Below are 23,195 nucleotides of genomic sequence, written 5' to 3'. Positions count from 1 at the left end.
CCGCACATCGATCCCACATGAAGAATTCACACGGCGAACATGAATCGGCGCATGGCGTCCCGCGGGGCGGCGGTTGAAGACTTCGATCCGCCGCAGCGACGACCCGGCTGCGGAACCAGAGAGAGGTGACTTCATGCAGATCAGCCCGAGCTCCGACGACCTGATCATTGAGAACCTCGACGGCTCGACCCCCGGTGTGGACGACTCCTCCGGGTGGTGCTTCATCCAGATCACGGACGCGGCGTCGAGAGCGGAATAGCAATGCGCGTCGACGAACGGCCGATCGGATTCCGGCGACACCTCCGGGCGGAGATCGTCCCGGGCGAGGCGGTCTACCTCGTCTCGCCCGGGGGCACGACCGCCCTCTCCGGAACCGCCATCCAGAAGGTGGCCCCGCTGCTCGACGGCTCCCTGACCCTCGCCGAGCTGCGGGCCGCCGCGGAGACCCCCGCGGAGCAGCTGGACCGCATGCTCGACCGGCTCGCCGCGGCGGGACTCGTCGGCTTCCACACGGACACGGGGCCGCAGGACCCGGCGGCGGGAGCGTACTGGGATCTGGCCGGGGTCGGCGGCCCGGCGGACGCCGCGCTGAGCGTCGTCGCGCTCGGCGGGGCCGACGCGGCCGCCGCCGAGCGCGCCTGCCGCGCGGCCGGCCTGTCCTGCGGACCCGACGCCCCCTTCACCCTGGTCGTCTGCGACGACTACCTCGATCCGGCGCTGGCCGAGTTCAACGCCGCCCGGCTCGCGGACGGGCGTCCGTGGCTGCCGGCCAAGCCGTACGGGGCGCAGCTCTGGGTCGGCCCGGTCTTCCGGCCGGGCGCCGGGCCCTGCTGGTCCTGCCTGGCCGTACGGCTGCGCTCCCACCGGCGCGGCGAGACCCACGTGCGGCGCGCGCTGGGACTGGCCGGCCCGGTGAGGGCGCCGGAGGCCTCGCTGGCGGCGACCCGCGAGCTCGGACTGCAGACGGCGGCGCTCGAGGCCGCCAAATGGCTCGCCGGCCTGCACGACGACATCCAGAACGCCGTCTGGACGCTCGACACACTGACGCTCGCCGCCTCCCACCATCCCGTGGCCCGCCGGCCGCAGTGCCCGGACTGCGGCGACCCCGGTATGGTCGCCGACCGCGCGCTGCGGCCGGTCCACCCGGTCTCCCGGCCGAAGGGCGTCGCCGGGGGCAACGGGCACCGCGCGCTCTCCGCGGAACAGATGTGGGAGCGTTTCGGCCACCTCGCCGACCCCGTCACCGGGATCGTCGACCGGGTCGTCCGCGACCCGCGCAGCCCGTCGTTCCTGCACTGCTACAAGGCCGGTCCCAACCTGGCGCTGGCCGGCGCCGACCTGCGCACCTTCCGTGCCGGACTGCGCATGCAGAGCGGGGGCAAGGGACGCACCGACCTGGACGCCAGGGTCAGCGCGCTGTGCGAGGCGGTCGAGCGGTACAGCGCCTCGCGCTTCCACGACGAGGAGACGGTGCTCGGCAGTTACCGCGATCTGGCCCCCGAGGCCGTCCATCCGGCCGACTGCATGCTGTTCGACGAGCGCCAGTACCGGGAGCGCGAGCGGTGGAACGCCCCGGGCATCCCCTTCCAGCACGTGCCCGAGCGGTTCGACGAGGACGCCAAGATCGAGTGGACGCCCGTGTGGTCGCTCACCGGGGGCGCGCACCGGCTGCTGCCGACCAGCCTGCTGTACTTCGGCGGCGAGGGGGTCGCCTCGATCGTCGCCGACTCCAACGGCAACGCCGCCGGCGGCACCCTGGAGGACGCCGTCCTCCAGGGCTTCCTCGAACTGGTCGAGCGCGACGCCGTCGCCCTGTGGTGGTACAACCGGACCCGGCAGGCCGAGGTGGACCTGGACTCGTTCGGCGACCCGTGGATCTCCGCCCTGCCGGAACGTTTCCGCGAGCTGGACCGCACGCTCTGGGTGCTCGACCTCACCGCCGACCTCGGCATCCCCGTCATGGCCGCGGTCTCGCGCCGCGTCGGCGGACCGGCCGAGGACATCATGCTCGGCTTCGGCGCGCACCTCGACCCCGCCGTCGCGCTGAGCCGTGCCGTCACCGAGCTGGGCCAGATGCTGCCCGCCGTGACCGGCGGCTACGCGTCCGGGCTCCCCGGGCACCTGCTCGACTGGTTGCGGAAGGCCACGGTCGCCTCGCAGCCCTATCTCGCGCCCGACCCCGAGCGTCCCGCGCGCACCGCGGCCGACTACGGACACGTCCCGAGCGCCGACCTCCGGGACGACCTGGACCACCTCTGTTCGCTGGCCCGCAGCCACGGTCTCGAGGTGCTCGTGCTCGACCAGACCAGGCCCGATCTCGGGCTGCCGGTGGTGAAGGTCGTCGTTCCCGGTCTCCGGCACTTCTGGGCCAGGTTCGCGCCGGGCCGCCTGTTCGACGTGCCGGTGCGGCTGGGCAGGCTGGATGCGCCCACCCCTTATGAGGAACTCAATCCGATTCCGCTGTTCCTCTGAACCCGCACAGCAAGATCACCCACAGTGACGAGTCGGCATACAAAAGTGAATTCATAGTCATGACAAGCTGATGCTCCGCCGGTAATATCACCCGCGGTATTCAGGGGGGATGCCGGGCGCCTTGCCTGTGCTCTCAGTTCACCGCAGGTCGGACCAGGAGGCGCGCGCCGATGCTCGACGCACCCCGCGGGGACGTCCGAGACGAGGAGTCCGCGGTGCGGGCGCCGCGCATGGCGCTCCTGGTCACGCTGGGGGTCCTCGGCGGCCATACCGTCGTCACCGTGCTGAACGTCCTGGCCGAGGACCCCGGTCCCTTACGGACGGCCTTACTGGCCCTCTGTCTGGCCGCCGTTCTCGCCCTGCAGATCGCGCACTCCACCCGGCGGCCGCGTACCTGGCCCGTCCGCGTCCGCGTGCTGACCCTGTCCGCGCAGGCCGTGGTCACCTACCTGCCGCTCGCCTGGCTCGGGGCGCCGTGGGGCGCTATGGCCGGGCTGCTCGCGGGCTCGGTGCTGCTTGCCGTGCCCGGCCGGCTCCGCTGGCCGCTGTACGCCCTGGTCACCGCGGGCATCGTGCCCGCTGTCGTGGCCATCGACGGGCCGGGCGTCGCCCTCTACGGGTTCGGCGCCACGATGCTCGCCAGCCTCATCATCTACGGGGTCAGCTCGCTGTCCGGGCTGGTCGCCGAACTCCGCGCCACCCGGCGCGAGCTGGCCGGGATGGCCGTCGTCCAGGAGCGGCTGCGGGTCGCGGGCGACCTGCACGACCTGCTCGGTTACAGCCTGTCCGCGATCGCCTTGAAGAGCGAGCTCGGCTACCGGCTGCTGCCGACCGCACCCGACCGGGCCCGGTCCGAGGTCGCCGGGGTGCTCGGCATCGCCGGCGAGGCCCTGGCCGACGTGCACCTGGTCGCGACCGGGTACCGCGACATGTCGCTGGCCGCCGAAACCGAGTCCGCGCTCTCGGTCCTGTCCGACGCGGGGATCACGGCGGAGGCCGACCTGGCCTGCGGTCCGCTGCCGCGCGAGGTGGACACCGTACTGGCCATCGTGCTGCGCGAGGCGGTCACCAACGCGTTGCGGCACAGCAAGGCGCAGTACTGCACGGTCACCGCCGGCCGAGAGGGCGGGACGGTGTCGCTGCGGATCCGCAACGACGGTGTCGGGGAGGGGCGGCAGGACACCATCGCGGGGGGCGGCAGCGGGCTCGGCAACCTGACGACCCGGCTGCGCCGCATCGGCGGCGACCTGACCGGCGGACCGGCCGACGACGGCTGGTTCGAGGTCGTCGCCCACGCTCCGGCGGCACCCCGAGCCGACGAGCGTCCCGAGGAGTCCGTACCCGAGGACCGGGAGGGAACCACCCGGCACTGGGCGCCCAGGATGGCGCGCAGCATGCTCCTGGCCGTGGTGGCCGGCTACACGCTCATCACCTTCATCAACGCCGGGAGCCGCGCCGGGTCCGGGGCCGCCCTGCTCGCCTTCCTCGGCTGCTTCGCCGTCGTCGTGGCCCTGCAGGCGCTGCACTCACTGCGCCGCTCGCGCGCCTGGCCCGTGCGCACGCGAGCGCTCACCCTCGGGCTCCAGGCCGCGGCCACCTACGCGCCTCTGCTGTGGCTCGGCGCCCCGTGGGGCTCGATGTGCGGATTCCTCGCCGGATCGCTGCTGATCGCCGTGCCCGGGAGGCTCCGGCTGGTGCTCTACGCGGCCTCGGTCGCGGTCGTCGTACCGGTGGCGGCGGCCGTCGGCGTACCGCCCGCCGGCATCGTCTACCTGGCCGACTCCTCGTTGGTGGCCGGCCTCGTCGTCTACGGCTTCACGGAGCTGTTCCGGCTGGTCACCGAGTTGCACGAGGCCAGGGGCGCACTCGCCCGGCTGGCCGTCGACCGTGAGCGCCTGATCGTGGAGCGTGAGCTGCACGAGGTGCTCGGGTCGAGCCTGTCCCAGGTCACGATGAAGTGCGCGCTCATCCACCGTCTGCTGCCGGATTCGCCGGAGTCCGCGCGGGACGAGCTGACCACCGTGCTCGGCCTGTCGCGCCAGGCGCTCGCCGACGTCCGGCTGGTGGCGCGCGGATACCGTGGGCAGACGGACGCGCGCGAGGCGGCCGGACACGGACGGCCGATTCAGGAATTCGCGTCGTCCCCGATGGACGACGATCCCCCGTTCACCATTCAACAGGAGGACGCCGCGATCTAAACATTTCATGGGATTTTCTGGGGGATTCACATGCCTTTCGGGGAGAGGTAAAGGGGGAACGGGTGGAGATTCAGCGGCTCAGAATTCTCCTGGCCGAGGACATGCACATGGTGCGGGGAGCGCTGGTGGCGCTGCTCGAACTGGAGCCGGACCTGGAAGTCGTCGCCGTGGTGGACCGGGGTGACCTGATCGTCCCCACCGCGCTGGAGTGCCGGCCGGATGTGGCGATCATGGACGTCGATCTGCCGCACATGGACGGCCTCACCGCGGCCGAGATGCTCCACGACCGGCTGCCGGAATGCCGCACGCTGATCATGACGGGGCTCGGACGTCCCGGCACGCTGCGCCGTGCGATGTCCGCGCGGGTCTCGGGCTTCCTGCTCAAGGACTCCCCGGCCGAAGGACTCGCGCAGGCCGTCCGGGAGGTGGCGGCGGGCCGCCGGGTGATCAACCCGCAACTGGCCATGAGCGCCTGGGACATCGGCGAGAACCCCTTGTCCGAGCGCGAGACCGAGGTGCTCGCCATGGCCGCGCAGGGCGACGAGCCCGGGGAGATCGCCGCGAAACTGCACCTGTCGATCGGCACGGTGCGCAACTACCTCACGACGACGGTGGTGAAGCTCAACGCCCGCAACCGGCTCGACGCCGTCCGCATCGCCACCGAGGCCGGCTGGCTCTCCTGAGGGGCACGGGACACCCCGACCGGTCCTCGACCGGCGATCCACCGACGCGCCCGAGGATGCCGACATACGGCGAGGTGAGAGCGCCTCCGTTCGGCATGAGGAGTGAGTGATGCGCAAGGTCGTTTCGCGGGACGGCACGACGATCGCTTATGAAAAGGCCGGCGAGGGTCCGCCGATCGTGCTCCTCAACGGTTCGTTCCGCGATCACACGATCTTCGACGCGCTCGTGCCCGAACTGGCGCCGCACTGCACCACCTACGTCTACGACCGCCGGGGACGCGGTGAGAGCGGCGACTCCCCCGAGTACGCCGTCGAGCGGGAGATCGAGGACCTCGAGGCGGTGATCGACGAGGCCGGGGGCTCGGCGGTGGTGTTCGCCGGGTCCTCGGGCGCCAACCTGGCGATCGAGGCGGCGCTCGCCGGCGCCCCGATCACCAGGCTGGCGCTGCACGAGCCGTTCTTCCGCGTCGACGGGTACCCCAAGCCCCCGTGGAACTTCGCCAAGACGCTCCGGGTCCTCCTGGAGGAGGACCGGCGTGAGGAGGCGGTCGAGTACTTCCTCGGCAGCTTCCTGGGCTTCACCCCCGACACGGTCGCGGAGTGGCGCAAGGGCCCGCTCTGGGCGATGAACGAGGCGAACGCCCACACACTCGCCTACGACACGGCGATCTGCGGCGACTTCAGCGTCCCCGTCGACCGCCTCGCCGGCTACGCCACGCAGACCCTGGTCCTCAACAGCGACCACACCAGCGCCTGGCTGCGCGCGGCGGCGCAGGCGACCGCGGCAGCCCTGCCCAACGGCCGGGGGCTCGAACTGCCCGGTTCCTGGCACCGGATCGACATGGACGTCCTCGGACCGGTCCTCGCCGAGTTCGCCACCGCTTGAGAGGTCCGCCGCCCCGGTGGAGGGCCGTCGGCTCCGCCCGGGGTCCGCGCGGAGGTTCCGTGCGGCCGGCCGCCGTCTGCGCGGTTCCCGCGGCAGGCCGCCGGGTGTCGCGGGTGCCCCGTGACGGCGTCCGAGGCGGTCGCGGCGCCCGCGAGGACGCCGGGCACGGCGTCTGCACCATCGCTGACAGACCGTCAATCCACGTCAGGAGTACACCACCGTGACCACAGCTCACGCTCCGGCCGCCCGGGACACCGCGGAGGCGCCCTCCGCGGCCGCCGCCCGCGAACGCGGCGCCACCGTGTGGCTGACCGGGCTGCCCAGCGCGGGCAAGACCACCCTCGCCCGCGCCCTCGCCGCACGCCTGCGCGCCGAGGGCCACGAGGTCGAGGTGCTCGACGGTGACGAGATCCGGGCGTTCCTGTCCCGGGGGCTGGGGTTCACCAGGGGGGACCGGCACACCCACGTGACCCGGATCGGCTTCGTCGCGCAGAAGCTGGCCTCCCACGGCGTCAAGGTGCTCGCCCCGGTCATCGCCCCGTACGCCGACTCCCGTGCCGCCGTGCGCGAGCTGCACGCGGCGGGCGGCACGGAGTACCTGGAGATCCACGTGGCCACACCCCTCGCGCTCTGCTCCGAGCGCGACGTGAAGGGCCTGTACGCCAGGCAGGCCGCCGGTGAGCTCTCCGGACTCACCGGTGTGGACGACCCGTACGAGGCCCCGGAGGACCCGGAGCTGCGCATCCGGACGCAGGGCCGATCGGTGGCCGAGTCCGCCGCCGAGCTGCACGCCTTCCTGACCGAGAGGGGCCTGGCATGACGACGGCGACCCGGAGTCCGGCCGAGGCGCCGGAGAACCCCTTCGCGCTGTCGCACCTGGACGCCCTCGAGGCGGAGTCGGTGCACATCTTCCGTGAGGTGGCGGGGGAGTTCGAGCGGCCGGTGATCCTGTTCTCCGGCGGCAAGGACTCGATCGTCATGCTGCACCTGGCGCTGAAGGCCTTCCACCCGGCGCCGATCCCGTTCGCGCTGCTGCACGTCGACACCGGGCACAACTTCCCCGAGGTCATCGCGTACCGCGACCGTGTGGCGGCGCGGCACGGCCTGCGCCTGCACATCGCCTCCGTCCAGGACTTCATCGACGACGGGCGGCTGCGCGAACGCCCGGACGGCACCCGCAACCCGCTGCAGACCGTGCCGCTGCTGGACGCCATCGACTCCCACCGCTTCGACGCGGTCTTCGGCGGCGGCCGCCGCGACGAGGAGAAGGCCCGCGCCAAGGAGCGCGTCTTCTCGCTGCGCGACGAGTTCGGCGCCTGGGACCCCCGCCGCCAGCGCCCCGAGCTGTGGTCCCTCTACAACGGCCACCACGCGCCCGGCGAGCACGTGCGGGTGTTCCCGCTGTCCAACTGGACCGAGCTCGACGTCTGGCAGTACATCGAGCGGGAGGACATCGAGCTCCCGGCGATCTACTACGCCCACGAGCGGGAGGTGTTCCGCCGCGACGGCATGTGGCTGACCGCCGGCGCCTGGGGCGGCCCCAACGAGCACGAGACGACCCAGCGGCGGCGGATCCGCTACCGCACCGTCGGCGACATGTCCTGCACCGGAGCCATCGACTCCGACGCCGCCACCAACGCCGACATCATCGCCGAGATCGCCGCCAGCCGCCTCACCGAGCGCGGCGCCACCCGGGCCGACGACAGGCTCTCCGAGGCAGCCATGGAAGACCGCAAGCGCGAGGGGTACTTCTGACCATGACCACCGCCCGGGAAGCCGCCCCCACCTCGCTGCTGCGCCTCGCCACCGCCGGATCCGTCGACGACGGCAAGTCCACCCTGGTCGGCCGCCTGCTGCACGACTCCAAGTCCGTCCTGGCCGACCAGTTGGAGGCCGTCGAGCACGCCTCCCGCAACCGCGGCCGGGACACGCCCGACCTGGCGCTGCTCACCGACGGCCTGCGCGCCGAGCGCGAGCAGGGCATCACCATCGACGTGGCCCACCGCTACTTCGCCACCGGCCGGCGCCGGTTCATCCTCGCCGACACCCCGGGGCATGTGCAGTACACCCGCAACATGGTCACCGGCGCCTCCACCGCCGAGCTCGCCGTCGTCCTGGTCGACGCCCGCAACGGGGTGGTCGAGCAGACCCGCCGCCACGCCGCCGTCGCCGCGCTGCTGCGGCTCCCGCACGTGGTGCTGGCCGTCAACAAAATGGACCTGGTCGGCCACGCGGAGCCCGTCTTCGCGGCCATCGCCGAGGAGTTCACCTCCTACGCGGCCTCTCTCGGGGTCGAGGACGTGGTGGCGGTCCCGATCTCCGCGCTGGCCGGTGACAACGTCGTGGAGCCCTCCGCCCACATGGACTGGTACAGCGGCCCCACCCTGCTGGAGCACCTGGAGACCGTCCCGGTCGGCAGCGACCCGAGCGAGGAGCCCGCACGCTTCCCGGTCCAGTACGTGATCCGCCCACAGCGCGCGGAGTACCACGACTACCGCGGCTACGCGGGCCGGCTGGCCTCCGGGGTGCTGCGGGTGGGGGACGCCGTCACCGTCCTGCCCTCCGGCCGCGCCACCACCGTCGCGGCCATCGACATGCTCGGCAGGCAGACGGACATCGCCTGGGCGCCCCAGTCGGTCACCGTCCGGCTCGCCGACGACATCGACGTCTCCCGGGGCGACCTGATCGCGGCCGGCAGTCCCGCACCGCTGCCCACCAAGGACATCGAGGCCGACGTCTGCCACCTCGACGAGCGCCCGCTGCGCATCGGCGCCAAGGTGCTGCTCAAGCACACCACCCGTACCGTGCGCGCGCTGGTCGTGGACATCTCGTACCGGATCGACATCGGCACGCTCGAACAGCGCTCCGGGGCCGATGGGCTGCGGGTCAACGACATCGGTCACGTGGTGCTGCGCACGGCCGAGCCGCTGGCGCTCGACAGCTACGCCGACAACCGCCGGACGGGCTCGTTCCTGCTGATCGACCCGGCCGACGGCGCCACCCTCACCGCCGGCATGGCGGGCGAGGCCTTCGGGACCGTACGCACGACCGGCGCACGCGGCGCCTTGGACCGGTTCTGATGCCGGGTGGGGCGTCGCCGGGCGGGGACCGGTCGGGCCGCGCCCTCGGCGGGGGTGTCCTCGGCTGCGGCCGGGGCCGGCCCGGACGGGCGGTCGTGACGGCCGTCGCGATGCTGACCGCGGCCGTACTGCCGGCCTGCGGCTACGGCTCCCGGGCCGGCGACAGCGCCCCGGCGGCTCCGGCGGCGCAGGCCGCGGGAGGCTCGGGCACGAAGCTCTCCGCCGACACCGTGAGGATCGGCTACTTCGCGAACCTTACCCACGGCACCGTGCTGGTGGGTCTGGAGAAGGGCCTGTTCCAGAAGGAACTGGGCGCGACCCGGATCAAAACCCAGGTCTTCGACGCCGGCCCGTCCGAGATCGAGGCCCTCAACGCCGGTTCGGTCGACATCGGCTGGATCGGCCCCTCCCCCGCGATCAACGGCTACACCAGGTCCGGCGGCACGTCCCTGAGGATCGTCTCCGGTTCGGCCTCCGGCGGCGTGAAGCTGGTGGTCGACCCGGCCGTGATCGGCTCGCCGGACGACCTCCGGGGCAAGAGGATCGCCACGCCCCAGCTGGGCAACACCCAGGACGTCGCCCTGCTCACCTACCTGGCGGGCCGGGGCTACTCGGTGGATCCGGCCTCCGGCGCGGGTGACGTCGGCGTGGTCCGCGCGGACAACAAGGTGATCCCGGACGCGTACCGGTCGGGGTCCGTCGACGGCGCCTGGGTGCCCGAGCCGACCGCCTCCCAACTGGTCGCGCTCGGGGCGAAGGTGCTGCTGGACGAGAGGTCGCTGTGGCCCGACGGCAAGTTCGTGATCACCAACGTCATCGTCGCGCAGAGGTTCCTCACCGAGCACCCGGACGTGGTCGAGGCCGTGCTGCGCGGCTCGGTGGCGGCCAACGCCTTCATCGAGGCCGACCCGCGGAAGGCGAAGGCCGCCGCCGACGCGCGGATCAGGAGGGACACCGGCAAAGCGCTGGAGCCCGCCGTCCTCGAATCCGCCTGGCACGGCATCGACTTCCTCGACGATCCACTGGCCGGCACCCTGCGGGCCGAGGCCGGCCACGCGGTGACCGCGGGCCTGCTGGAGAAGCCGGACCTCTCCGGCATCTACGACCTGACCCTGCTCAACAAGGTGCTCAGGGCGCGGGGGCGGCCCGCCGTGCCGGACGCCGGGCTCGGCGCCCCGCCATGACCCGCACCCCAAGGCCCCCAACCCTCAAGGCAGGAGGTGCCCGACATGACCACGGCACTGACCACCCCGATGGACGCCCCCGGCGTCGACACCCCGCAGGAGCGCCCGGCCGTCCGGCTCTCCCACGTCTCCCGCACGTTCGGCGGCCCCGGCGCGGCCACCACCGTCCTCGACGACATCAGCCTGGACGTCGCCCCGGGCGAGTTCGTCACCCTGCTCGGCGCCTCCGGCTGTGGCAAGTCCACCCTGCTCAACCTGGTGGCGGGTCTGGACGAGCCCAGCTCCGGGACCATCGAGGTGCCCGGCGCCCGCCCCGCGCTGATGTTCCAGGACCACGCGCTGTTTCCGTGGCTGACCGCGGGCCGGAACATCGAGCTGGCCCTGCGCCTCGCCGGCGTCCCGCGCGAGGAGCGCGGGCCCGAGGCCGAGCGGCTCCTGGAACTGGTCCGCCTCGGCGGCGCGCACCGCAAGCGGGTGCACGAGCTCTCCGGCGGGATGCGTCAGCGCGTGGCCCTGGCCCGCTCGCTCGCCCAGGGCAGCACCGTGCTGCTGATGGACGAGCCCTTCGCCGCGCTCGACGCCATCACCCGTGACGTCCTGCACGACGAGATCACCCGGATCTGGGAGGAGCGCCGGCTCACCGTCCTGTTCGTCACGCACAACGTGCGCGAGGCCGTCCGGCTCGCCCAGCGCGTCGTGCTGCTCTCCTCCCGGCCCGGCCGGATCGCGCGGGAGTGGCGCATCGACCTGCCGCAGCCGCGCCGCGGCGAGTCCGCCGAGGTCGCCGACCTGTCCGTCGACATCACCGAGCACCTGCGGGGGGAGATCAGCCGCCATGGCCGGCACTGACACCCGCACGACGTCGGGCGACCCCGCCGCCGGGTCCGCCGGCGTCGAGGCCGGCCTCGACGCGCTGGCGGCCGTGCCGGCCCGGCGCACTCCGATCGGCCGCGTGCTGCGCGAGAAGGCCCTGCCTCCGGTCCTGGCCATCGCACTGGTGCTCGGCGCCTGGCAGCTCGCCCACAGCCTGCGTCTGACCACCCCCGACAAGCTGCCGAGCCCGGCGGACGTCTGGCGCGCGCTCACCGACCTCTGGTACCAGGGGACCCTGTTCTCGATCATCTGGACCAGCGTCTGGCGCGGCGTCTCGGGTTTCCTGGCGGCCGTGGTGATCGGTACGCCGATCGGTCTGCTCGTCGCCCGGGTCAAGGTGGTCCGGGCCGCCGTCGGCCCGGTGCTGTCCGGTCTCCAGTCGCTGCCGTCGGTCGCCTGGGTGCCGGCCGCCGTCATCTGGCTGGGCATCGACAACTCCGCCATGTACGCGGTGATCCTGCTCGGCGCGGCGCCCTCGATCGCCAACGGCCTGATCGCCGGTGTCGACCAGGTGCCGCCGCTGTACCTGCGGGCCGGCCGTACGCTCGGCGCGACCGGCCTGCGCGGTGCCCGGCACGTGCTGCTGCCCGCCGCCCTGCCCGGGTACCTGGCCGGGCTCAAGCAGGGCTGGGCGTTCTCCTGGCGTTCGCTGATGGCCGCCGAACTCATCGCCTCCTCCCCCGACCTGGGCGTCGGCCTCGGCCGCTATCTGGAAAACCAGCGGGAGTTCTCCGACATGGCGGGGGTGCTGCTCGGCATCCTCCTGATCCTCGCCGTCGGCGTCGCCATCGACCTGCTGGTCTTCAGCCCGCTGGAGCGCCGGGTGCTGCGCGGCCGCGGGCTGCTCGCCACCCGTTGAGCAGAGCCCACCCGGGCCGGTCCCGCCGGCCGTGACAAGCCGAAAGGGCGGTTCCTTCCGGAACCGCCCTTCGCCGATTCCCGGGATGCCGCGGAGCGCGGCTCTCCAGCGGAATGCGACGTGTTCCCGACCCTTTCTTGAGGGATCTCGCGCAAGGTGGCGATGGGTGGTTCCCGGCGAATGGAGATTGACATGGGCGCGAGGCTCAGGTCCGCCATGCGATCCCTGTGGAGGGGCTTCGGTGAGGGCCTGACGTGGATGGGGCTCGCGTGGAGCGGAATGTATTCCCCCTACTGCGACTGGATGGACTTCAGAAGCCCGCCTGCCGACCAGCCCTGCCTGCCGCCGTTGTCGGAAGAGGAGCTCGCCCAATGGGCGGCACTGGTCAAGCATCTGCGGTAGGCGCAGCAAAACCCTCGAGGAGGCGGTCGAATGCACAGCAATCTGATAGTGGCCAGAATGGAACCTCGTTCGAGTGCTGAAGTGGCTCGGCTTTTCAGCGCTTTCGACGCGACCGACATGCCGCATCGCATGGGGACTCGGCGACGTCAGCTTTTCATGTACAACGGTCTGTACTTCCATCTCCAGGACTTCGACGACGACAACGGCTCGGAGCTCATCGAGCAGGCGAAGACCGATCCGCGTTTCGTCCGGATCAGCGAGGATCTCAAGCCGTTCATCGAGGCCTACGACCCGGCGACCTGGCGTTCGCCCGCGGACGCCATGGCGCGGCGGTTCTACACCTGGGAGTCGGCGTGACCGGCCGGCGGGTGGTCATCACCGGGGTCGGGGTGACGGCTCCGGGAGGCATCGGGGTCAAGAACTTCTGGAGCCTGCTCAGCGAGGGGCGGACGGCGACCAGGGGGATCACCTTCTTCGACCCGGCCCCGTTCCGTTCCCGGATCGCGGCCGAGATCGACTTCGACCCGTGGGAGCACGGACTCGGCCCGCAGGAGATCCGGCGCAACGACCGGGCCGCGCAGTTCGCCCTCGTCACGGCGCGTGAGGCGATGGCGGACAGCGGTCTGGACCTGCGCGGCGCCGTGCCCCACCGCGTCGGGGTGGCGGTCGGCAGCGCCGTGGGCGCCACCATGGGCCTCGACCAGGAGTACCGGGTGGTCAGCGACGGCGGCCGGCTCGACCTCGTCGACCACGCGTACGCCGTCCCCCACCTCTACAACCACTTCGTACCGAGCTCCTTCGCCGCCGAGGTCGCCTGGGCCGCCGGCGCCGAGGGGCCCTCGACCGTGGTCTCCACCGGCTGCACCTCGGGCATCGACGCGGTCGGCTACGCGGCCGAACTGATCCGCGACGGCTCGGCCGATGTGATGATCACCGGCGCCACGGACGCGCCGATCTCGCCGATCACCGTGGCGTGCTTCGACGCGATCAAGGCGACCACCCCGCGCAACGACGACCCCGAGCACGCCTCCCGGCCCTTCGACCTCACCCGCAACGGGTTCGTGCTGGGCGAGGGCGCCGCGATGTTCGTCCTGGAGGAGTGGGAGTCCGCGCGCCGGCGCGGCGCCCACGTGTACGCCGAGATCGCCGGGTACGCCAGCCGGTGCAACGCCTTCCACATGACCGGGCTGCGTCCCGACGGCAGGGAGATGGCCGAGGCCATCCGCGCGGCGCTGGACGAGGCGAGGATCGCTCCCGAGGCCGTCGACTACGTCAACGCGCACGGCTCGGGGACCAAGCAGAACGACCGGCACGAGACCAGCGCCTTCAAGCGCAGCCTGGGCGAGCACGCCCGCCGTACCCCCGTCAGCTCGATCAAGTCGATGGTCGGCCACTCGCTCGGCGCGATCGGCTCCATCGAGATCGCCGCATCGGTCCTGGCCATGGAGAACAACGTGGTGCCTCCGACGGCGAACCTGCACAAGCCCGACCCCGAATGCGATCTCGACTACGTGCCGTTGACCGCGCGCGACTGGAACACCGACACGGTGCTGACGGTCGGCAGCGGCTTCGGCGGCTTCCAGAGCGCGATGGTTCTCGCCCGACCCGACAGGAAAACGACGGCATGAGTTCCCAGGTCCTGGTGACCGGCATCGGCATCGTGTCCCCCAACGGCTTCGGCGTGGAGGACTACTGGGACGCCACCCGCGCGTCCAGGAGCGGCATCGGCCGTATCAAGCGTTTCGATCCCGAGCGCTATCCCTCGAAGCTCGCCGGAGAGGTGGACGGGTTCACCGCCCGGGAACACCTGCCGAGCCGGCTGATCCCGCAGACCGACCGCATGACCCAGCTCGCCCTCGTCGGCGCCGATCACGCCCTGGCCGACGCCGGGGTGAGCACGGACGAAGCGGACGAGTTCGGCATGGGCGTGATGACCGCCAGCACCTCCGGCGGTTTCGAGTTCGGCCAGGCCCAGCTGCAGAACCTCTGGAGCAAGGGCAGCCAGTACGTGAGCGCCTACCAGTCCTTCGCCTGGTTCTACGCGGTCAACACGGGCCAGATATCGATCCGGCACGGTCTGCGCGGCCCCAGCGGCGTGGTGGTCAGCGACCAGGCGGGCGGCCTCGACGCCCTCGCGCACGCGCGTCGCCTGGTACGCAAGGGCAGCGACCTGATCCTGTCCGGCGGCGTCGACGCCGCCATCTGCCCGTGGGGGTGGGTGGCCCAGCTCACCACCGGGAGGCTGAGCACCGAGGAGCGGCCCGACCGGGCGTACCTGCCCTTCGACGCCGACGCGGCCGGACACGTGCCCGGTGAGGGCGGCGCCCTGCTGATCCTCGAGGACGCCGAGGCCGCGCGCCGACGCGGTGCGACGCGCGTGTACGGGGAGATCAGCGGTTACGGGTCCACCTTCGACCCGGGTCCGGACAGCGGGCGGGAGCCGACGCTGCGGAAGGCGATCGAGATCGCGCTCGAGGACGCGGGTCTGTCACCGGGCGGGATCGACGTCGTCTTCGCCGACGCGGCCGCCACGGTGGAGCTCGACCGGATCGAGGCCGCGGCGATCACCGACGTCTTCGGACCCCGGGCGGTCCCCGTCACGGCGCCCAAGACCATGACGGGGCGGCTCGGTTCGGGGGCGGCCCCCCTGGACGTCGCCACCGCCCTGCTGGCCATGCGGGACGGGGTGATCCCGCCGACGGCGAACGTCACCCTCTCCCCCGACTACGACCTCGATCTGGTCACCGCGCCGCGGCACACCCCGGTGACCACGGCTCTCGTCCTGGCGCGGGGCCACGGCGGCTTCAACTCCGCCCTCGTCCTGCGTTCCGTCGACTGGAACTGACCGAAAGAGAAGGAGACCAGGGTGAGCACCACCGGGTCGGCCACCGCTCATCTCCCCGTGCAGAAACGACGCGTCCTCGGGCTGTTCCGTCCCTACCGGAGGAGCCTGCTGACGGTCGCCCTCCTGGTCGCGGGCTCGTCCCTGGTCTCCCTCGTCAACCCGTTCCTGATCCGCGAGATCATGGACGTGGCGCTGCCCCAGGGCAGGACGGGGCTGCTGTCGCTGCTGGCCCTCGGCATGATCGTCGTCTCGGTCGTCACCAGCTCGTTCAACGTCTGGCAGACCCATGTCTCCGCCAAGGTCGGCCAGCTCGTCATGCACGATCTGCGCACCGCCGTGTACTCCCACCTGCAGCGCATGTCGCTGGCCTTCTTCACCCGGACCCGTACCGGCGAGGTGCAGTCGCGCATCGCCAACGACATCGGCGGGATGCAGGTGACCGTCACGACCACCGCCACGGCGCTGGTGTCGGACCTGACGATCGTCATCGCCACGACCACCGCCATGGCCCTGCTCGACTGGCGGCTCACGCTCGCGTCCCTGGTCATGCTCCCGGCGTTCGTCTGGGTGAGCCGCCACGTCGGGGACGAACGGCGCGTCATCACCCGGGAGAGGCAGCGCCAGTTCGCCGACCTCTCCTCGATCGTGCAGGAGTCGCTGTCCGTCAGCGGGATCATGCTCGGCCACACCATGGGCCGTTCCCGGTCGCTGACCGACACCTTCGCCGCGCAGTCCCGCAAGCTCACCGACATCGAGGTGCGCGCGAGCACGGCGGGCCTGTGGTACCAGTCCACGATCTGGATCGTCATGGCCTCCATGCCGGCGGTGATCTACTGGGTGGCGGGTCTGGCCGGGAGCGGCGGCCGCATGGCCATCTCCCTCGGCTCCCTGGTCGCCTTCACCACCCTCCAGCAGGCCCTGTTCCGGCCGGCGCAGCGGCTCCTGACCATCGGGATCGACATCCAGAGCTCCCTGGAACTGTTCGGCCGCATCTTCGAGTACCTCGACCTGCCCGTCGACGTCGCCGAGCCGGAGCGGCCCGTCGTGCCGGCGGAGCTGCGGGGCGAGGTGTGCCTGCGGGGGGTCGGCTTCTCCTACGCGGGAGCGGAGCGGCCGACGCTGGACGGCATCGACGTGAGCGTCCCCGCCGGGCACAGCCTGGCGATCGTCGGCGAGACCGGCTCGGGCAAGACCACCCTCAGCTACCTCATCCCCCGGCTGTACGACGCGACGTCCGGCACCGTCACGATCGACGGGGTCGACGTGCGCGACCTGTCCTTCGAGACGCTCGCCGCCGCGGTCGGCGTCGTCTCCCAGGAGACCTACCTGTTCCACGCCTCGGTCGCCGACAACCTGCGGTTCGCCAAGCCCGACGCCACCGACGAGGAACTGGTCGCGGCGGCGCGGATCGCGCACATCCACGACTACCTGATGTCCTTGCCCGACGGCTACGACACGGTGGTCGGTGAGCGCGGCTACCGCTTCTCCGGCGGGGAGAAGCAACGGCTGGCCATCGCCCGCGCCATCCTGCGCGACCCGCCCGTCCTGGTGCTCGACGAGGCCACCAGCGCCCTGGACACGCAGACCGAGCAGGCCGTCCAGGAGGCCGTCGACGCGGCGAGCGCCGGCCGCACCACCATCACGGTCGCCCACCGGCTCTCGACCGTCCGCGACGCCGACGAGATCATCGTGCTGGACCGGGGGAGGATCGCCGAGCGCGGCACGCACGACGAGCTGCTGGGCCTCGGCGGCCACTACGCGGCGCTCGTCCTGAGGGACACCGAGATGGCGGTCGCCTGAGCCCGGCGCCCGTCGGGCCGGGCTCTTAAGCCGGCCTCGAGCCCGACGAGAGCGGGCGGCCCTAGCGTCGGGCGAATGGAACCCACATATGACGACAAATCAGACCTCGCGGGGCTGAACCGTCGTGCGCTGCTCCGCGGCGGCACCGCCGTCGGCCTCGGCGCCCTGGCGGCCGCCGCTCCCCTCTTCACCAGACCGCGGACCGCGGCCGCGGCGGCCCCCGGCGGGCCGGAGCCGTCGGCGGCCGAACTGAAGCTGACCAAGTTCAGGGATCCGCTGCGGATCCCGCCGGTGCTCCGCCCCCGCGACCACGGGGGCCATGACGAACTGACCGTGCGGATGCGCACCGCCGACGTCACCCTGCACTCGGAGCTCCCGCCGGTGACGATGTGGACCTACGAGGGCGTCTGTCCGGGCCCGACGATCGAGACGGTCAGCGGCCGCCCGCTCCGCGTCGTCTGGGAGAACCGGCTGACCGGGAACCTCCCGGTCAGCGCCGTCGACTTCGGCCTGGCCAAGGGCCCCTCCCCCGACCCGCTCTCCAACTACCCCGGCACGGAGGGCTGCGAGGAGGTCCCCGGCGTGGCCGGCCTGCCGCCGTGGGCGGCGGTGCATCTGCACGGCATGCTGACCGGCGGCGGCAACGACGGCTGGATGGAGAACCTCGTCGCGCCCGGGGAGGCGCAGCTGTCGGCGTACCCGAACGACCAGGCCGCGACGACGCTCTGGTACCACGACCACACCCACCACGTGAGCCGCTTCAGCGTGTACGCCGGGCTCGCGGGCCTGTTCGTCTCGCGCAACGCGGAGGAACGGGCGCTGGGCCTGCCCAAGGGCGACCACGAGGTGCCGCTGATCCTCAGCGACCGCAATTTCGGTCTCGACGCGTCGGGAGCCCTCACCGGCCGGCTGGTCCACAAGGTGGAGATGGTCGGCGCGCAGCGGCTGATGCGCCCGCACGCGGGCCCCTACACCCTGGTCAACGGGGTGATATGGCCCTATCTCGAGGTCGACCCGCGCTGGTACCGGTTCCGGATCGTCAACACCGCGAACTCCCGCATCTACCGGCTGATGCTGCTGGCGGACGGCCGGCCCGTCCCGGGGGCCTTGCAGGTGATCGGGACCGACCAGGGCCTGATCGACAGGCCGATCCCGGTCGACGGGGCGCTCAACCTCTCCCCCGGCGAACGCGCCGAGGTGCTGGTCGACTTCGGCGCGTTCCGCGGGCAGGCCCTGAAGCTGGTCAACACGATGCAGGGCATCACGCCCGGCGCCTCCGACCGGCGCAACGACCTGCTGGAACCCGACGTGATGCAGTTCCGCGTCGCCGACCGCCGGCCGGCGGGCCGGTTCACGCTCCCCCCGGTCGTCTCGCCCACCTTCCGGCGGGTCACCCGCGCGGACCTGCCGCACGACCGCGCCGACCGGTGGGTGGTGCTGGTCGGCCCCGGCGCGGCGAACCTGCCCGAGCTCTGGGAGATGGAGGAGATCGACGCCACGGGGATCACCTTCCCGTCGGCCGGAGTCGTTCAGGTCCAGGACGCCGAGGGCACCGTGCGGACGTTGCGCAGGACGGCCATGGCCTACGACGACGGCAAGGCGTTCACCGCGGCGCACGACAGCGTGGAGGTCTGGAAGTACCTCAACCTCGCCGCCGCGCCCCACCCCATGCACATCCACCTGGCCCACTTCCAGGTGCTGTCCCGCGAGAACTACGACATCGGCGGATTCGACCGGGTCACCCGCGGCTCGGCCAGGCCGATCGCGTTCAAGGCGGCGGCGGCCCTGGAACCGCACGAGCGCGGGGAGAAGGACGTCGTCCGGGTGGGGACGGCGGGCCAGATCACGGCCGGGCCGAACGGCACACCGGGCGAGCTGGTCACGGTGGCGGTCCGCTTCCCCGTCGTCGGCAGGGGGGTCCACCACTGCCACATGCTGGAGCACGAACAGCACATGATGCGCCCCCTCGTGGTGACCCCGGCCGCCCACCTGCACATGGGCGGCCACCACTGACGAACCCGGAGTGCCCGCGCCGGCGACCGGCGCGGGCACCCGGGGGCGGACCGCTCAGGGGTTCAGGACCCAGGCGGAGTGGTGCGCGGTGAAGCCGATGTGCGGGTAGTACTCCGTCGCGGCGGGCGCCGACAGCAGGACGATCTTGGCCTGCGGCGCCTCCTTGCGGGTCGCGTCGATGAGTGCCCTGCCGATGCCCGAGCGCTGATGGGCGCGGTCGACGGCGATGTCGGACAGATAGGTCACGTAGGAGAAGTCCGAGACGCTGCGCGCGATGCCCACGAGCTCCCCGTCGACCCGGCAGGTGACGACCAGGTTGGCGTTGCGCACCATCGCCGCCATCCGCTCGGTCTCCTCGACCGGCCGGCGTTCGCCGAGGCCCGACTCCCGGTAGACCCGCAGCACCTCCCCGAGGTCGAGGTCGGGGCCGTTCTCCCGCTCAATGGTCCAGCTCACGAAGGTTCTCCAACCGCTTGTAAATGACGTCATGGTGCACCAGGAAGCGCTCGGGCCGCAGGACACCGGCCTCGACCCCCTCGCTCCTGAGCAGGGTGACGAAGTCCTCGCCGTTCGCGGCGTCCTGGATCATCCGGTAGGTCCGCTCGCGCTCGCTGCCGCCCTCCAGCAGGTCGGCGAGGACCGCCGAGCTGTAGGCCAGCCCCTTGGTCTGGTCGATCGCGGAGCGCATCCGGCCGGGGAACACCTCGAGCCCGCGCACCAGGTCGGTCGCCGCGGTCACCTGGTAGTGGGCGACGGTCAGCGCGTCCGGCAGGACGACCCTCTCGACGGAGGAGTGGGACAGGTCCCGCTCGTGCCAGAGCGCCACGTTCTCCAGCATCATCCCGGCGTACCCGCGCAGCAGTCTGGCCAGACCGGACAGACGCTCGCTGGTCGTCGGATTGCGCTTGTGCGGCATGGCGCTCGACCCCTGGTAGGCGGCCGTCCGGGGCTCCTCCACCTCGCGGACCTCGCTGCGGGACAGCAGCCGGACCTCGACGGCGATCTGCTCGACGCAGGCGCCGAGCGTCGCGATCGCCTGCACGAGCTGGGCGTGCCGGTCACGGGCCACGACCTGGCTCGGCGCCGGCTCCACACCCAGGCCGAGCACCGCGCACACGTGCTCCTCGACGAAGGGGTCGATCAGCGCGTAGGTCCCGACGGAGCCGGAGATCGTGCCCACCGCGACCTGCTCACGGGCGTCCGCCAGCCGCCGGACCGAGCGGTCGATCGCGAAGGCGAACCCGGCGAGCTTGTGACCGAACGTGGTGGGCTCGGCGTGCATGCCGTGGGTACGCCCGATGCACGCCGTGTCCCAGTGCTCGACCGCCTTGTCCACCAGCGCCCCGCGCAGCCCCGCCGCGGCGCCGAGCAGGAGGTCGCAGGCCCGGGCGAGGGTGTACCCGAGGGCGGTGTCCACCAGGTCGTAGCTCGTCATGCCGAGGTGCACCCACCGCGCGGAGTCCTCCGGCATGTCCTCGCAGAAGGCGGCGAGGAAGGAGAGGATCTCGTGGTCCCGCTCCCGCTCGAGCTCGGCGACCCGCTCCGCCGACGGCACCCGGGCCCGCCGGATGTCCTCCAGCGCGCTCTCGGGAACCCGGCCGAGCAGCGCCTGCGCCTCGGAGGCCAGGACCTCCACCTCGGCCCAGGTGACGTAGCGGGCCTGATCGGACCAGAGCCCCGCCATCTCCGGTAGTGAGTAACGGGAAATCACGAGCGTCGTACCTCCTCGGGAATGACCACCGGCCCGCGGCACGCGAAGGCGCGGCGCACCGGATGTCAGGCGGCCTTGCGGACGATCTCCACGGAGCCGGCGTCGAGCAGGGTCCGGACGGCGGACTCGCCGCCGACGACGTCCATGTCCATGTCGTGCAGACGGTCGATGACGGACCGGATGACCTTTTCCGTGTGCGTTTCCTCGGTGCCCTCCCAGACCAGGTCCGGGAAAACGGTCAGATATACCTTGTCGTTGCCCTGAGTGAAGATGTTCACTTCCATGATGTCCCGGAGAGCCATTCGGGCGTTGTAGATCAACGTGTTCATGTGTGCCACCGACTTTCGGTATCCGGTTTACTGGGGCTTTCTCGCCGCAGGTCCTGACCTCATGATGGTCGGCGTCCGGGGCGGCGGCATCTTCCACATTGCCGTTCAGCCTGTTCAACCGCGCGAAATCCGCAATCGAACACGGTGACCCTGTGGGACGTTTGACAGGAAAAGAACGCGCTGTGGAACATCGGTGGTGTTCACGAATGCGTCAGGCCGCGTCTCACGAAAAGCATCCGGAGTGCCATGAAAATCCTGTTCATCACCACGGGCAGCCAGGCCACCTACTATGCCGCCGCCCCGCTGGCGACGGCCGCGCGGAACGCGGGCCACCAGGTCATGCTCGCCGCACACGAACCGTGGGTGGAAACCGCGGAAGCCATCGGAATTCCCACGTTCTGCTACACCGTCGATCCGATCCGGTACTTCATGCGGATCACCAACCCGGGCAGGGGCCTGCGGTTCCCCAGGGAACTGGGGGACGAGGAGATGTTCGGTCAGGGCCGCGGCTTCGCGCGGATGGGCCTGGCCGGTGTGGAGTCCCTGCTGGAGCTGGCCAAGGACTGGACCCCCGACGTGGTCGTCGGCAGCTCGCAGAGCTACGCGGCGATGCTGCTCGCCGCCCACCTCAAGGTCCCGTACGTGCGCCACGTCGAGTACCTGGGGATCCCGCTCACCGGCATCGACCCGGGCGCCGAGGAGGAGCTCCGGCCCGAGCTGGAGCGGCTGGGCCTGGACGGGCTGCTCCAGCCCGACCTGCTCCTCGACTCGACCCCGCCGTCGCTGCGGCCGGCCCACGACCCGGCCGCACAGCCGGTTCGCTGGATCCCGAGCAACCCGCAGCGCCGGCTCGAGCGCTGGATGTACACCCGTCCCGAGGGGCGGCGCCGCGTCGTGATCACCTCGGGTTTCCGCAGCCTCATGTTCCGCGACCCGGGCTGGTCCATGCCGCTGCTGGTGAGCGAGCTGGACAAGCTGGGCGCCGAGGTGCTGATCGCGGCGTCCCCCGGCGCCGCCGAGCGGTTCGGCTCGCAGCTGGGCGACGCGCGCGTCGGCTGGATCCCGATGGACGTCGCCGCCGCCACCTGTGACCTGGCGGTCCACCACGGCGGCGCGACCACCGCCACGACCCTGATGGCCAACGGCGTGCCGCAGCTGATCATCCCCGAGAACCCTCCGGAGTTCCCCCCGAACTACCACCGGGAGGCCATCGCCAAGGCGATCAGCGACTTCGGCGCCGCCAAGACGCTGTGGCCGCAGGCGCAGGAGCCCGACAAGGCGCCCGGCGAGGTGATCGCCGCGGCCTGCCGGGAGCTGCTGGAGAACCCGAGCTACACCGAGCGGACGCAGTTCCTCGCCAAGGAGATCTCGACGCTTCCGACGCCCGCCGAGATCGTGCCCAAGCTGGAGGCCCTGGCCTCCCGCTAGCCCGCCCCCGCACCACGTGTCGCCCTGGGACCACGGATCCTCTCCGCCGGTCCCAGGGCGACACGCGTTTCGGCGGCCGGCCGGGGCGGGGTGCCGGCCGTTTCGGTTTCTGACCGCTCCGGCCTGTCGGCGGACGGGCCTGTCGGCGGATCGGCGTGCCGGCGGATCAGGCCTGACAGCCGAGCACGATGGGACGGCCGATCTGCGGTGACGGCCCCTTCCGGCAACGCAGCCGGTCCGGGGCGACAGCCCTCCCGGCAGCGCAGCCGACCCAGGCTGACAGCCATTCCGGCGTGACGGCCGATCCGCGTGATGGCCGATCCGTCGGCATAGCCGAGCCAGCCTGACGGTAGACCCGACCGCAAGCCGACCCGTGTCCTGACAGCCGATCAGCCGATCAGGCCTGACGGCAGACCGACGGCACAGCCGACC

Annotated in this window: 20 protein-coding genes; 17 read left to right on the top strand and 3 right to left on the bottom strand. The window is 71.8% G+C overall.

Annotated features, from left to right (window positions below; genetic code table 11):
- Window positions 1-133 precede the first annotated feature (133 nt).
- The 16 genes from ACIHAR_RS25000 (at window position 134) to ACIHAR_RS24925 (ending at window position 19,295) form a co-directional block, all read left to right on the top strand.
- Window positions 134-259 carry a hypothetical protein gene (locus tag ACIHAR_RS25000; RefSeq protein ID WP_365462301.1) on the top strand — a complete coding sequence of 42 codons (126 nt, stop codon included), beginning with the start codon at window positions 134-136 and terminating at the stop codon, window positions 257-259.
- Between the two features lie 2 nt (window positions 260-261).
- Window positions 262-2,472 carry a TOMM precursor leader peptide-binding protein gene (locus ACIHAR_RS24995; RefSeq protein ID WP_400021935.1) on the top strand — a complete coding sequence of 737 codons (2,211 nt, stop codon included), beginning with the start codon at window positions 262-264 and terminating at the stop codon, window positions 2,470-2,472.
- A gap of 170 nt (window positions 2,473-2,642) precedes the next feature.
- Entirely contained in the window at window positions 2,643-4,670 is a 2,028-nt protein-coding gene (locus ACIHAR_RS24990) for a histidine kinase (RefSeq protein ID WP_400021933.1), read from the top strand.
- 68 nt (window positions 4,671-4,738) lie between these two features.
- The gene (locus ACIHAR_RS24985; protein ID WP_365462359.1) at window positions 4,739-5,353 is read left to right on the top strand and encodes a response regulator transcription factor; all 615 of its coding nucleotides are present in this window, start codon (window positions 4,739-4,741) and stop codon (window positions 5,351-5,353) included.
- A gap of 109 nt (window positions 5,354-5,462) precedes the next feature.
- Window positions 5,463-6,239 (top strand): alpha/beta hydrolase, encoded by a 777-nt coding sequence (locus tag ACIHAR_RS24980; RefSeq protein ID WP_365462295.1) that lies wholly within the window; start codon window positions 5,463-5,465, stop codon window positions 6,237-6,239.
- A 220-nt stretch (window positions 6,240-6,459) separates the two neighbouring features.
- Window positions 6,460-7,059, top strand: coding sequence for an adenylyl-sulfate kinase (cysC, locus tag ACIHAR_RS24975; protein WP_400021930.1), 600 nt, complete (start codon window positions 6,460-6,462; stop codon window positions 7,057-7,059).
- Complete coding sequence (gene cysD, locus ACIHAR_RS24970) at window positions 7,056-7,994, top strand: sulfate adenylyltransferase subunit CysD (protein ID WP_400021928.1); 939 nt, start codon at window positions 7,056-7,058, stop codon at window positions 7,992-7,994. Before cysC ends, cysD begins: the two co-directional genes overlap by 4 nt.
- Window positions 7,995-7,996: 2 nt before the next feature.
- Window positions 7,997-9,319 carry a GTP-binding protein gene (locus ACIHAR_RS24965; RefSeq protein WP_365462289.1) on the top strand — a complete coding sequence of 441 codons (1,323 nt, stop codon included), beginning with the start codon at window positions 7,997-7,999 and terminating at the stop codon, window positions 9,317-9,319.
- 110 nt (window positions 9,320-9,429) lie between these two features.
- Window positions 9,430-10,503 (top strand): ABC transporter substrate-binding protein, encoded by a 1,074-nt coding sequence (locus tag ACIHAR_RS24960; protein WP_400021978.1) that lies wholly within the window; start codon window positions 9,430-9,432, stop codon window positions 10,501-10,503.
- Window positions 10,504-10,548: 45 nt separating this feature from the next.
- Window positions 10,549-11,352, top strand: coding sequence for an ABC transporter ATP-binding protein (locus tag ACIHAR_RS24955; protein ID WP_400021926.1), 804 nt, complete (start codon window positions 10,549-10,551; stop codon window positions 11,350-11,352).
- Complete coding sequence (locus ACIHAR_RS24950; protein ID WP_400021924.1) at window positions 11,339-12,235, top strand: ABC transporter permease; 897 nt, start codon at window positions 11,339-11,341, stop codon at window positions 12,233-12,235. Before ACIHAR_RS24955 ends, ACIHAR_RS24950 begins: the two co-directional genes overlap by 14 nt.
- A 432-nt stretch (window positions 12,236-12,667) precedes the next feature.
- Window positions 12,668-12,994 (top strand): TcmI family type II polyketide cyclase, encoded by a 327-nt coding sequence (locus tag ACIHAR_RS24945; protein WP_400021922.1) that lies wholly within the window; start codon window positions 12,668-12,670, stop codon window positions 12,992-12,994.
- Window positions 12,991-14,265, top strand: a complete 1,275-nt coding sequence (locus tag ACIHAR_RS24940) for a beta-ketoacyl-[acyl-carrier-protein] synthase family protein (RefSeq protein WP_365462283.1) — start codon at window positions 12,991-12,993, stop codon at window positions 14,263-14,265. The genes ACIHAR_RS24945 and ACIHAR_RS24940 overlap by 4 nt, the downstream gene beginning before the upstream one ends.
- A complete protein-coding gene (locus tag ACIHAR_RS24935; protein ID WP_365462281.1) occupies window positions 14,262-15,482 on the top strand; it encodes a ketosynthase chain-length factor in 1,221 nt (406 codons plus the stop codon). The genes ACIHAR_RS24940 and ACIHAR_RS24935 overlap by 4 nt, the downstream gene beginning before the upstream one ends.
- A 21-nt stretch (window positions 15,483-15,503) precedes the next feature.
- A complete protein-coding gene (locus ACIHAR_RS24930; protein WP_365462279.1) occupies window positions 15,504-17,282 on the top strand; it encodes an ABC transporter ATP-binding protein in 1,779 nt (592 codons plus the stop codon).
- A 75-nt stretch (window positions 17,283-17,357) separates the two neighbouring features.
- Window positions 17,358-19,295, top strand: a complete 1,938-nt coding sequence (locus tag ACIHAR_RS24925; RefSeq protein ID WP_400021919.1) for a multicopper oxidase family protein — start codon at window positions 17,358-17,360, stop codon at window positions 19,293-19,295.
- Window positions 19,296-19,349: 54 nt separating this feature from the next.
- Here the strand turns inward: ACIHAR_RS24925 and ACIHAR_RS24920 are convergent, their stop codons facing one another.
- The 3 genes from ACIHAR_RS24920 to ACIHAR_RS24910 all read right to left on the bottom strand — a co-directional run bounded on the left by ACIHAR_RS24920 (window position 19,350) and on the right by ACIHAR_RS24910 (window position 21,335).
- Complete coding sequence (locus tag ACIHAR_RS24920) at window positions 19,350-19,751, bottom strand: GNAT family N-acetyltransferase (protein WP_400021917.1); 402 nt, start codon at window positions 19,749-19,751, stop codon at window positions 19,350-19,352.
- Window positions 19,735-21,006: an adenylosuccinate lyase gene (purB, locus tag ACIHAR_RS24915; RefSeq protein ID WP_365462273.1), complete on the bottom strand. Its 1,272-nt coding sequence runs from the start codon at window positions 21,004-21,006 to the stop codon at window positions 19,735-19,737. Before purB ends, ACIHAR_RS24920 begins: the two co-directional genes overlap by 17 nt.
- Window positions 21,007-21,071: 65 nt before the next feature.
- Window positions 21,072-21,335: a hypothetical protein gene (locus ACIHAR_RS24910; protein ID WP_365462271.1), complete on the bottom strand. Its 264-nt coding sequence runs from the start codon at window positions 21,333-21,335 to the stop codon at window positions 21,072-21,074.
- A gap of 246 nt (window positions 21,336-21,581) precedes the next feature.
- On the opposite strand from ACIHAR_RS24910, the gene ACIHAR_RS24905 reads away from it, so the two are divergent.
- Window positions 21,582-22,763: a nucleotide disphospho-sugar-binding domain-containing protein gene (locus ACIHAR_RS24905; protein WP_365462269.1), complete on the top strand. Its 1,182-nt coding sequence runs from the start codon at window positions 21,582-21,584 to the stop codon at window positions 22,761-22,763.
- Window positions 22,764-23,195 lie beyond the last annotated feature (432 nt).

This window comes from Streptomyces sp. NPDC052016 (assembly GCF_044548445.1).
Taxonomy (GTDB): Bacteria; Actinomycetota; Actinomycetes; order Streptomycetales; family Streptomycetaceae; genus Streptomyces.
The sequence above is the reverse complement of the archived record's forward strand: the minus strand, read 5'-3'. Positions and strand labels throughout refer to the sequence as shown.